Genomic DNA, 10520 nt, shown 5'->3' with positions numbered 1-10520 from the left:
TCGACCTCGGCCCGCTGGGCGGCTTCACGCTCCCGGTCGAGCGATCCACGGATTCCGTCGAGGAGTACGTCGAGCGCGCCGCGGAGCCGCTCCCGCCGTTTCTCGATGTCCCGGTCACGATGGAGGAGGTCTTCGAGGCGAACGTCCGGGAGGCGGTCGGCGGCATCGACCACCACGGCGTGGTCTACCCGTCGCTGCGCGAACTCGTCTCGCTGCGGGAGTTCTACCCGATGTCGAACGACCCGGACCTGTTCTACTTCGGGCTGACGCAGTCGATGCCCCACTGGACGCCGTTCCTCGACAACCGGATGATCGACCTCGCGCTGCGCTTCCCGATCAAGTACCAGCTACGGCGCGACGTCGTGAACGAGGCCATCGCGCGCCTCTCGCCCGCGCTGGCCGACGTCCCGCACGCGAGCACGGGCGTGGGGCTCGACCGGTCGTTCGTCACCCAGTACGTCGGGAGGTACCTCACCTCGATGCGCCGTCGCCATCGGAGGGACGAGCCCGACGTTCCGTACTACTGCCACCGGCCGTGGGTCCACGGGCCGGAGCTGCTGCGCCACGACCGCTTCGCCATCGAGACCATCCTCGAGCGGCGCGACCTCATCGAGGCGCTGCCGTTTCTCGACTGGGGCGGCGTCCTGGACTGCTACCGCCGGCACGTCAACGGCGAGAACTTCTACTGGGAGCTGTTCATGCTCCTCGGATTCCTGGAGATGCCGGGCGTCGAGCGCCTGGCCGGCCTCCGGACGGCCGACCGTCCGGACTCGCCCCCGGGCGTCGACGTCGACATCACCTTCGAGGACGTGGCATGACCGGCCGAAACCTCACCACGCTGATCGTCGGTATCGACGCCGCGTGCGAGGAGGTGCTCGATCCGCTGTTCGAGCGCGACCTCCTGCCGAACCTGCAGTCGCTCGTCGAGCGGGGCGTGAGCGGCCCGCTCGAATCGCAGGTGCCGCCGTGGACGCCGAGCGCGTGGCCGTCGCTGTTCACCGGAACGAACCCGGGGAAGCACGGCGCGTACAGCTTCCTCCGGTACGACGGCTACGACTGGGACGTCATCGACGCGACGGTGCTCCGCGAGCCGGCGCTGTGGGACATTCTCGATCGGCACGGTCGCTCGAGCGTCGTGGTGAACGTGCCGGTGACCCATCCGCCGTCGGCGATCGACGGGGCGATCGTCCCCGGGTTCATCGCGCCCGAGTCCCCCGCCTGTCACCCCGAGGGGGTCCTGGAGGAACTGCGCGAGGCCATCGGCGGCTACCGCGTCTACTCGGAGGAGGAGTTCAACTCGCAGGCGGAGAAGGTCGCGAGGCACGTCGAGTACATGCGACTCGTTCGGATGCGGGGGAAGGCGTTTCGCTACCTCTGTGAGCGGTTCGATCCCGACTTCGGGTTCCTCCAGTTCCAGCAGTCGGACACGGTCGTCCACGACCTGCCCGGCGACCGCGACGAACTGCGGGCGGTCTACCAGGCCATCGACGTGCAGATCGGCCGCGTCCTCGACGAGTGCGATCCCGACACCGTCTTCGTCGTCAGCGACCACGGCATCGGGCCCTACTCCGGCATGGAGTTCCGGGTGAACGCCTTCCTCCGGGACCACGGCTACCTGACGACGACGCGCTCGGGACAGGGCCGCCCCTCGTGGGTCCCCATCTTCCACGATCGGCTCAACGAGGGGGACGACGGCGGCGACGGCGGCGTCGGGGCGTCCGCCGCCGCGACCGTCCTCGAGCGCGGGACGGCGCTCGCGGGGCGCGTCGGCGTCACGCCGGATCGGATGGTCGCCCTCCTGAAGCGGGCGGGTCTCGACGATCACGTCGCCCGCGTCGTCCCCGCGAGCCTCCTGCAGACCGCGGCGGGCGAGGAGCAGGTCGACTTCGCCAACTCGCGGGCGTACATGCGCCTGCCGGTCGAACTCGGGATCCGCATCAACCTGGCGGGTCGCGAGCCGGACGGGATCGTCCCGCCGGAGCGGTACGAGGCGCTCCGGGACGAACTCATCTCGCTCCTGAGCGGGGTGACCACCCCCGACGGGGCTCCCGTCTTCGAGCGCGTCGCCCGCCGCGAGGAGGTGTTCGAGGGGCCCGAAGTGGAGGACGCGGTCGACGTCGTCACCATCCCGGCGGACTACGATCAGTTCCTCCGCGCGCCTCGGGGCCGACACGTTCGGCCCGCCGAACGAGCCGTGGAACCACAAGCGCGACGGGATCGTCGTCGCCGCGGGGGAGGGCGTCGACGCGAGCGCGAGCGTCGCCGGCGCGCACCTCCTCGATATCGCCCCGACGGTGCTCGCCACCCTCGGGATCCCCGCCAGCGACCGCATGGACGGTCGGGTGCTCGATCCCGTCACGCCGGTCGGCGTGCGGGAGTACCCGCGCCCGACCCCCCGCGAGGAGCGGGACGGCGACTCGGAGTACAGCGTCGAAAACCGCCTCGTAGACCTCGGCTATCTCGACTGAGCGAACGTCGAACCGTCACACCGACCGCACTGACCGCATCGACCACACCGACCGCATCGAACGCATCCCATCGAATCACACCCCTGACAATGAGCATAGAGATCACCCGAATCGACGAATCGGACCGCGAGACGTGGAACCGCTGCGTGGAACAGTCGAACCAGACGAACCTCTTTCACCAGTACGAGGCCCTCGAACTCCTCGTCGCCCACTCGGGGGCGGACCTGACGCCCCTCGTCGGCTACAACGGCCAGGAGCCCGTGGGCATCATGCCCGTCTTCGAGGTCGAGCGCGGCCGCCGCTCGATCGTCAAGTGCCCGCCGTACATCCTGGAGAGTTTCCCGCTCGGCCCGGCGGTGTTGAACCTGGAGAAGATGAAGCGGCGACGCGCCGAGCGCTACCAGCGGCAGTTCGTCCAGGGCTGCCTGGAGTGGACCGAGGACGTCGTCGATCCCGACGCGACGTACGTCCGCCTCGGCGGGCGCTTCACCGACGTGCGGCCGTTCGTCTGGAGCGGCTACGACGCCACGCCGTACTACACCTACATCGTCGACCTCACGCCGGGCGAGGAGGCGGTCATGGCGGAGTTCAGCCGCGACGCCCGGAGCAACATCCGCAACACGGACGCCGACTTCGAGATCTACGAGGGCGGCGTCGACGAGATCAGGACGATCGTCCGACAGATCCGGGAGCGACACGACGAGCAGGACAAGGAGTACCGCGTCTACCCCGGGTTCGTCATCGACCTCTACGAGACGCTGCCGGCGGGGCAGGTCCGCCCGTACGTCTGCGAGTACGAGGGCGAGATCGTCTCCGGGATGATCACGCTCGAGTACGGCGACACGATCTACCGCTGGGAGGGCGGCGCGAAGTACGGCGGCGACATCCCCGCCGCGGACCTGCTCGACTGGCGCATCATGTGCGACGCGATGGACCGCGGCCTCGCGCGCTACGACCTCGTCGGCGCGAACATGCCGCGGCTCTGCAAGTACAAGGCCAAGTTCGGCCCCGAACCCGAGGTGTACTACAACATCGAGAGGAAGGCCTCGCTCGACTCGTTCACCGAGGGTGCCCGCGCGCTCGCCTCGGACGTGATCGGGCGGACGGCGGAGCTGCGAGAGCGGGTGAAGTGATCCGTCCGTGGGGTTAACGACCCTCCGATCTGGGTCGGACACTCCACCGCTTCACGTGAACGACGGCGATGAGGCGGCTGTATGCGCTAATCCTCAGCGACGTCAGCCAGACGTCAGACGCTCCTCGCTTTCGGTGAACGCGAACCAATTCACGGCTGGGGGACACCCCTCGTTTTCAGTGAAAGCCAGGGAAAGAGTGTCCCTCACTAGCCGCCAGCAGCTCTCGATTATCATATGATCAACTGTATGAGCAATGTATGTGGTATGGTAGCGTAAACCTACGCAAAGAGGCCTTGAGCCAACGGATTAGGGTTGGGAGATGGTACAGGCGCTTTCCATTTATGAGGTTATCCCGACGCGGTCGGGAATCCTCGCCGTCTACGGCGGGGAGGATGTCAAGTACTAACCGCTCTCTGGAGGTCAGAACCGAGACGCGATCCCAAGCGTTTCACTGAAAACCAGAGGTGTGGGATCAACCTCCGACACCCGTAGAATGTCGATCAGTACTATCGACGATACGCGCGGACGATGTCGGACCGAGTCGAACGTCTCCACACTACTACCGTGGCGCTTCACTCGAAGCGGTGGGGTGTCCCCGCGGTGGAGCACGGACGAGGAGGCGTCCGCACGCCCGCCCCGGTCGACGTATTCGGTCCTCTCCCCGCGACTATCCGCGCTCGGAGCGATTCGGCGCTGACGACCAGTCGCGTGCTATCACTATCTTGAACACTGCGATTGCGTTACACACCTAGCCGGGGTGCCTCGGCGGGCGCATGCGCCTAGCTGTAACGAGTATGCGGTCGCCGCCTCTATCCGACCTCGTGGGCATGACAGGCACACGAACTGAAGAACGCACCGACGAACGCACCGACGACATCGCGGACGCCGAAATCATCGAACTGAACTTCGCCGAGGAGCAACTGGCCGGCCTCGTGTCGGGGCTCCAGACGCGCGGCCTCGTCACGGAGGACGACGCCGCCGAGTTCTCGAACCGCGTCCAGACGCTCACCGACGAGCTTCGCGGCCGTCTGGTGGGTAGCTCGATCCGGTAGGACCGAACCCACCTCCGGCGAATCGAACCGACCGACCACCGACCGCAGGACACGTGTACATCGACTTCATCCGCGCCGACGCTCGGGCGAGGGACCCGACGACGGACGACCGCGCCGCCCGGAGCCGGAGCGGCCGAGAGCTGACCGTCGACGGGCTGGGCCCCGGCGATCGAATCGAACACGCCGACGGCCGCACGTGGCGCATCGTCGCCGCGTCGCCGCGCACCGTCCGCGTGCTGATGCCCGACGGCCGGCGATCGTGGATCCCCCGCGATAGCCTCCGTCGGCAACTCCGGGACGAACCCGTCTCGTTCGTCCCGAACCCCCGGCTCTGAGCGTCCGAACGCCGTCGGACGATCGGACCGACCTCGGCCAGCCGTCGGCTGGGACGGCCACTTATTTCTCAGCCGTTCGCGGTACGACTAACCAGTTAGAACGTAGAACGTATTGGGGCGTTATTATTTCAAATACATAATATCCGGATAAACGGATAGTTTTTTCTCCCATCGAACCCGCGTGACTACTGATACGCGGGCTGTCAGTCGCCGACGGCCAACCACCTTCGATCCGGGAAGCGCCCGCCTCGTCGTCCTTCACACGCATGAGCACGAACGCAGTCTTCGACGAACCGTCCCTCCGGGAGGGTGAGGTGTACGAAATACTACAGAACGACCGCCGTCGCCGCGCTATCGAACAGTTACGACGGCGCGGTCCGAGCGTCGAGGTCGCCACCCTGGCCGAGGCGATCGCCGCGGCCGAGACGGACGAATCGCCGGCCCCCCGGAACGTGCGACAGAGCGTCTACAACTCGCTGCACCAGTCGCACCTGCCCAGGCTCGCGCGGTGTGGCGTCGTCGAGTACGATCGTGAGCGAAAGGTGGTGACGCTCACCGAGCGGGCGACGACGGTCGAGCGGTACATGGGACTCGACCGGAACGCCGACGTGCCGTGGGAGACGGCCTACCTGCTCTGTGGCCTCGTCGGGTTCGGCGTCGTCACCGGCGCATACCTGGGACTCCCGGGGCTCGTGGCCGTCCCCGCCGTCGCGTGGTCCGGCCTCTTCTTCGCGCTCCTCGTCGGCGTCCGTCTCCTGCAGGAGGCGGACCGGCGGACGGGCGTCGTCTCCGCCCGCCTCTGATCGCTTCGCGCGCGATCGAACGAACGGGAGTGCCGAGACAGAACCGAGAGTGCCGGAGCCGAACCGGGTGGCGACGGGTCAGTCGCGCGCGAGTACGTTCACGCAGCTGACCGCGCCGGTGGCGTTGCGGCCGATGCCGATGTTGTGCTGGAGGCCGACCTCGGGGGCGTCGACCTGCACGTCGCCCGCCTCGCCGCGGAGCTGCTCGAAGATCTCGGCGAGCTGCGCGACGCCCGTCGCGCCGATGGGGTGACCCTTCGAGAGCAGCCCGCCGGAGGGGTTCACGGGCGTGTCGCCGTCGAGGTGGGGGTGACCCTCCTCGACGAACCGCCCGCCCTCGCCGTCGGCGCAGAGGCCGAGGTCCTCGTAGGTGATGAGCTCCGTGATGGAGAAGCAGTCGTGGACCTCGGCGACGTCGACGTCGCCGGCACCGATCCCCGCCCGCTCGTAGGCCTGACTGGAGGCCTGCCGGGTCGCCGGGAAGTTCGTCAGCGCGAGGTCGTCGCCGCGCTGGAACGAGTCGGCCGAGAGGCCCCACCCGGCGTGGCGGATCGGGTCGTCGGTGAACTCGCGGGCGCGGTCCTCGCTCGCGAGGAGCACCGCGCACGCCCCGTCGGTGACCGGACAGCAGTCATAGAGGTTGAGCGGGTAGCTCACCGTCGGCGACTCGCGGACGTCCTCGACGGAGCACTCGAACTGCTGGTGGGCGTAGGGGTACTTCACGCCGTTGGCGTGGTTCTTCACCGACACCTCGGCGATCTGCTCGCGGGTCGTGCCGTACTGGTCCATGTGGCGGGTCGCGCGCATACCGAAGTACGCGGGCATCGTGACGCCCCGCCCGCGCCAGAGGCGCTCGAGCGCAGCGCTCCCGATGAGCCCGGCGGTGTCGTCGAGCATCTTCTCCGCGCCGATGACGAGCGCGACGTCCGCCGCGCCGGACTGGACGGCCAGCGAGGCGTTTCGGAAGGCGTCGCTGCCGGTCGCGCAGGCGTTCTCGACGCGCGTGATGGGCGTCTCGAACAGCCCGGTCGCGTGCGCGAGCGCCGCCCCCGACGATCCCTCGCCCGCGATGTCGATGGTGCCGTACCACGCGGCGTCGATGTCGCTCGGGGCGACCCCCCCGTCTACGCCGTCGAGGAGGTTCAGGTACGCCTCCTCCAGCATGTCGTCGAAGGACTTCTCGTACAGCTCCCCGAACTCGATGATGCCCGAGCCGACGACGTAGGCGTCCCGGGTCATCGCCCGTCACCCCCGTCCCTCCCGCCGGCGTCGGTATTCGCTCCGCCGCCGCCGCCCTTCGTCGCGCGCGGGACGCCGAACTTGAAGGAGTTGATCGGCCGGGAGCCGTCGGCGAACAGTTCCCGGAAGCGCGCCTCGACCTCGGTGCCGACGTCGATCTCCTCCAGGTGCGTCTCGGTCAGCAGGCCGTACGCCCGGGCCGACTCGCCGCTCCCGTCGACCTGGGGGAGGTCGACGATGGCGACGGGCTGTGGCGTCTCGATGTCGTCGGGGAGGTACTGCTGGACGACGAAAGTCTTGATCTCGCCGCGCTCGGCCAGTTGCACCGCCTCGAAGTCCGCGGGCGCGCTGCCGCAGCGCTTGCACGTGCGCTTCTCTTCGGGGAACGACACCCAGCCGCAGTCGCGGCACTCGAAGCCGACGAGGCGCTGGTCCTGTCGCTTCGTGCGCTCGTAGCGCGGACCGCTCACGCGCGGTTCACCCCCTGGTACTCGACGGGTTCGCGGTACTCCAGGTGCTTCGCGTAGGTGACGTACTCCTTGGCGTCGAGCAGTTCGGCGACGGTCGGGCCGCCCCGACTCGCCTCGTCTCCCTCGACGTCCCCGCCCCGCTCGACCCTATCCCCGACCTCGAACGCGACGGCGTCCGCGCCGCCCGCGCCGTAGCAGACCGCGAGCGCGGGCGTCCCGGGCTCGGAGGTCTCGAGCAGGTGTGCGAGATCGAGAAGCAGGGAGGCCGTTCCGGCCGAGCCGACGGCGTCGAACGTGCTCACGTGCTCGGCCTCGACGCCGCCGAGGACGGTCCGAGCCAGCCGGGCGTCGGGGGCGCAGGCGACGGCCCGGGCGGGAGATTCCGCCGCCGCGAGCGCACGCTCGACGGCGGCCTCGGCCGCCGGGCGCGCGCCGTACCGCCGCTCGAAGCGTGCGTCGCCCCCGACCGCGGGCTCGCCGTGCTCGCGGTGGCGCTCGACGAACCCCGTGGTCTCCTGGCCCCACCCGGTGAGCGTCGCGGCGGGCGCGTCGTCGTCGGCCGTCGCGGGAGTGTCCGTCGCGTCGGCGTTCGCACCGTCGTCGGCGAGGACGACCGCCCCCGCGCCGGCACCGGCGGACGCCTCGCCGTCGTCGCCCGGCTCGGCCGGGAGGACGTCGCTCGCGACGACGAGCGCCCGCTCGCCGGTCGACTCGACGAACGCGCGGGCGGCGAACAGCGCGTCCGCGGCCGCCCGCGGGGTCGCCCGGAAGTCGCCCGTCCGCACGTCGCCGGTCGCGTCGAAGCGATAGGCGACGTGCGCGGCGATCCCGTGCTCCGCGAGCGGATCGGTGACGCTCGCGGCGAAGACCGCGCCGAGGTCACCCCCGTCGAGGTCGGCCCGCGCGAGCGCCGTCCCGGCGGCCTCGCAGGCCATCGTGACGTGGTTCTCGTCGCGCGCCGGGACGGCGCTCTCGCCGCGGCCGGACCCGCCGGCCTGCGCCGCGACCGTCTCGCGTTCGATGCGGTAGAGGGGGACGTAGCCGCCGCACCCGGCGATTACGACCACGTTCCACCCCCGCCGAACTGCCTGCGTCGTGATGACATACCACTGGTAGCTTACCAGCGAGTCAGTAATAGTTTCTGGTGATGGCGGTTTGCTCCGCGCCGACGGCGACTCGCGTCGCCGCGCTTCCGGACTGGAACCTGCCGGACTGGACCCTCCGACTGAGTTCCTGCCGCGCGGGAAGTTCCGGTGTTCGCGCCGCGGAGGACGTCACCGATACGTCAGTACGTCTAGTCCGTCGATCCGTTCGAAGTGGTCGTCGTGGGCGATCAACGGAACGTCGAGGGAGCGTGCGGTCGCGGCGATGTACGCGTCGGCGGTCTTGATCGACGTCCCTGCGCGCATGCGATCGGCCTGGAGCCGAGCGACCTCGATCGAGATCCCGTGGGTGATCGGCTGCGGGGTCGTCCAACCGAACCGGGCGACGGCCTCCTCGGTGGTGTAATCCCCGAGATAGAACAGTCCCGTATAGGCCTCCGCCAGCGCGGGCGTCGGCGCGTAGTAGACGTCCGCCCCGTCGTCCTCGAAGAACGCGCGGGCGGCGGGGTGGCCCTTCGCGAAGTCGATCAGAAACGACGTGTCGACGCATCTCATGCGTCGTCGATCTCCGGTTCGTCATCGGTCACTCGCTCGTCGTCGGCCCCCTCGCGTCCCAGCGGTTCGAGCACGTCCCCGAACAACGAGTCGGTCGTCTCCATCTCCTCGCGGCGGCGGCGCATGACGGCGTCGTACTCCTCGGCGAGTCCCTCCCGCTCGGCGAACCCGATGTGGGTTCGCCAGTCGGCGTTCTTCTCGGCGGTCAGTCGATCGACGAGGTCGCTGAAACTCTCGTCGTCGCGCTTCAGCGCCCGCAGGCGTTCGTACGCGTCTTCGCGAATGGTCAGCGATTTGGTCGCCATAGGTGTACACGTAGACGTACGTTCGTAACGTGCATAAGTTCGTCGTCGGCCGAACGGCTATACCGCCTCGACAGCACGAGCACGATGACCGCCCTCAACCGGCGGATGACCGACGAGCTGTTCGACCTCGCCGTCTCGCTGCACGAGGACGACGCCCGCTGTCTCGCGCTCACCGGGACGGACGGCGGACTTCCGCGAGGGCCTGCGCTCGTTCGGCGAGGGCCGGGAGCCGGAGTTCGAGGGGCGATAGCGTCGACCCGCCGGGTAGAAGAACCCCCCAGGCGAGCGTGGTGAAGGCCGGGCCGTCGGTGCACGACTTTTCGCCGACCCGAGGCGGCTCTCCGTGCCTCAGAATCGAGGATGCGATCGACTCGCAGGTCACTATCGCGATCATCGTTATTCGGATAATGACGTCGTGGTATCGGGCCGACGAACTCGACCGACTGCTCTCGCCGTAGGAGGGACGTCCCGGTCGCGCGGATCGGACGCGATCACGCACCGCGCCCGGCCGCGCGAGACGCTAACGCGGACCGAAGCTCACTTGACCTCCTCCGCCGACCTACCGCACCGATGGAGTACTACGAGGACATCGAGGTCGGCGACGTGACCGAGCACGGGAGTCGGACGGTGACGAAGGCGGAGATCGTCGAGTTCGCCACGCAGTACGACCCCCAGTCGTTCCACGTGGACGAGGAGGCGGCCGCCGAGTCGCCCTACGGCGGGCTCATCGCGAGCGGGTGGCACACCGCGTCGCTGTGCATGCGGATGCTCGTCGATAGCGTGCTCGGCGAGCGGGCGGGCATGGGCGCGCTCGGAGTGGACGAACTCCGGTGGTACCGCCCCGTCCGCCCCGGCGACACGCTCTCGATCGAGACCGAAGTTCTCGAGAAGCGACCCTCCGAGAGCGACCCCTCGCGGGGCCACGTCAGGAGCCGGGTGACGGGCTACAACCAGGACGGCGAGGAGGTCATCTCGTGGGTCGGGCTGGGACTCGTGGCGCGACGCGAGGCCGGCGAGTGAGCCGCTGGGTTGGGAGAAAACACTGATCTCCTGCGAG

The 10520-nt window shown here is 68.9% G+C and carries 12 protein-coding genes and 1 pseudogene; 8 read left to right on the top strand and 5 right to left on the bottom strand.

Going from position 1 to position 10520, the window contains the following annotated elements:
- Positions 1–119: 119 nt before the first annotated feature.
- From P1K31_RS21470 to P1K31_RS21445, 6 genes and pseudogenes are all read left to right on the top strand, one after another.
- Positions 120–818, top strand: coding sequence for a hypothetical protein (locus P1K31_RS21470; RefSeq protein WP_276306812.1), 699 nt, complete (start codon positions 120–122; stop codon positions 816–818).
- Positions 815–2468 (top strand): annotated as a pseudogene (locus P1K31_RS21465) (alkaline phosphatase family protein). The gene P1K31_RS21470 and the pseudogene P1K31_RS21465 overlap by 4 nt, the downstream one beginning before the upstream one ends.
- Before the next feature lie 89 nt (positions 2469–2557).
- Positions 2558–3601: a lipid II:glycine glycyltransferase FemX gene (locus P1K31_RS22015; protein WP_276306822.1), complete on the top strand. Its 1044-nt coding sequence runs from the start codon at positions 2558–2560 to the stop codon at positions 3599–3601.
- 827 nt (positions 3602–4428) lie between these two features.
- Entirely contained in the window at positions 4429–4653 is a 225-nt protein-coding gene (locus P1K31_RS21455; RefSeq protein ID WP_276306811.1) for a hypothetical protein, read from the top strand.
- Positions 4654–4706: 53 nt separating this feature from the next.
- Positions 4707–4988 (top strand): hypothetical protein, encoded by a 282-nt coding sequence (locus P1K31_RS21450; protein WP_276306810.1) that lies wholly within the window; start codon positions 4707–4709, stop codon positions 4986–4988.
- Positions 4989–5254: 266 nt separating this feature from the next.
- Positions 5255–5791 (top strand): DUF7344 domain-containing protein, encoded by a 537-nt coding sequence (locus P1K31_RS21445; RefSeq protein ID WP_276306809.1) that lies wholly within the window; start codon positions 5255–5257, stop codon positions 5789–5791.
- A gap of 78 nt (positions 5792–5869) precedes the next feature.
- On the opposite strand, the gene P1K31_RS21440 is transcribed toward P1K31_RS21445, so the two are convergent.
- From P1K31_RS21440 to P1K31_RS21420, 5 genes are all read right to left on the bottom strand, one after another.
- Positions 5870–7030 carry a thiolase C-terminal domain-containing protein gene (locus P1K31_RS21440; protein ID WP_276306808.1) on the bottom strand — a complete coding sequence of 387 codons (1161 nt, stop codon included), beginning with the start codon at positions 7028–7030 and terminating at the stop codon, positions 5870–5872.
- Positions 7027–7500, bottom strand: coding sequence for a Zn-ribbon domain-containing OB-fold protein (locus P1K31_RS21435; protein WP_276306807.1), 474 nt, complete (start codon positions 7498–7500; stop codon positions 7027–7029). Before P1K31_RS21435 ends, P1K31_RS21440 begins: the two co-directional genes overlap by 4 nt.
- Complete coding sequence (locus tag P1K31_RS21430; RefSeq protein WP_276306806.1) at positions 7497–8567, bottom strand: hypothetical protein; 1071 nt, start codon at positions 8565–8567, stop codon at positions 7497–7499. The genes P1K31_RS21435 and P1K31_RS21430 overlap by 4 nt, the downstream gene beginning before the upstream one ends.
- 207 nt (positions 8568–8774) lie before the next feature.
- Entirely contained in the window at positions 8775–9158 is a 384-nt protein-coding gene (locus P1K31_RS21425) for a PIN domain-containing protein (protein WP_276306805.1), read from the bottom strand.
- Positions 9155–9463 carry an antitoxin VapB family protein gene (locus P1K31_RS21420; RefSeq protein WP_276306804.1) on the bottom strand — a complete coding sequence of 103 codons (309 nt, stop codon included), beginning with the start codon at positions 9461–9463 and terminating at the stop codon, positions 9155–9157. Before P1K31_RS21420 ends, P1K31_RS21425 begins: the two co-directional genes overlap by 4 nt.
- Before the next feature lie 84 nt (positions 9464–9547).
- On the opposite strand from P1K31_RS21420, the gene P1K31_RS21415 reads away from it, so the two are divergent.
- A complete protein-coding gene (locus tag P1K31_RS21415; RefSeq protein WP_276306803.1) occupies positions 9548–9757 on the top strand; it encodes a hypothetical protein in 210 nt (69 codons plus the stop codon).
- 276 nt (positions 9758–10033) lie between these two features.
- The gene (locus tag P1K31_RS21410; RefSeq protein ID WP_276306802.1) at positions 10034–10483 is read left to right on the top strand and encodes a MaoC family dehydratase; all 450 of its coding nucleotides are present in this window, start codon (positions 10034–10036) and stop codon (positions 10481–10483) included.
- Positions 10484–10520: the final 37 nt, after the last annotated feature.

The organism is Halomarina halobia (assembly GCF_029338575.1).
Lineage (GTDB): Archaea > Halobacteriota > Halobacteria > Halobacteriales > Haloarculaceae > Halomarina > Halomarina halobia.
This window is presented reverse-complemented; position numbering and strand designations above follow the sequence as displayed.

What these genes read in the sequence shown, in the direction of transcription:
- P1K31_RS21470 (WP_276306812.1), top strand. Translation starts at nt 120, where the DNA reads ATGGAGGAGGTCTTCGAGGCGAACGTCCGGGAGGCGGTCGGCGGCATC.
- P1K31_RS22015 (WP_276306822.1), top strand. Translation starts at nt 2,558, where the DNA reads ATGAGCATAGAGATCACCCGAATCGACGAATCGGACCGCGAGACGTGG.
- P1K31_RS21455 (WP_276306811.1), top strand. Translation starts at nt 4,429, where the DNA reads ATGACAGGCACACGAACTGAAGAACGCACCGACGAACGCACCGACGAC.
- P1K31_RS21445 (WP_276306809.1), top strand. Translation starts at nt 5,255, where the DNA reads ATGAGCACGAACGCAGTCTTCGACGAACCGTCCCTCCGGGAGGGTGAG.
- P1K31_RS21440 (WP_276306808.1), bottom strand. Translation starts at nt 7,030, where the DNA reads ATGACCCGGGACGCCTACGTCGTCGGCTCGGGCATCATCGAGTTCGGG.
- P1K31_RS21425 (WP_276306805.1), bottom strand. Translation starts at nt 9,158, where the DNA reads ATGAGATGCGTCGACACGTCGTTTCTGATCGACTTCGCGAAGGGCCAC.
- P1K31_RS21420 (WP_276306804.1), bottom strand. Translation starts at nt 9,463, where the DNA reads ATGGCGACCAAATCGCTGACCATTCGCGAAGACGCGTACGAACGCCTG.
- P1K31_RS21415 (WP_276306803.1), top strand. Translation starts at nt 9,548, where the DNA reads ATGACCGCCCTCAACCGGCGGATGACCGACGAGCTGTTCGACCTCGCC.
- P1K31_RS21410 (WP_276306802.1), top strand. Translation starts at nt 10,034, where the DNA reads ATGGAGTACTACGAGGACATCGAGGTCGGCGACGTGACCGAGCACGGG.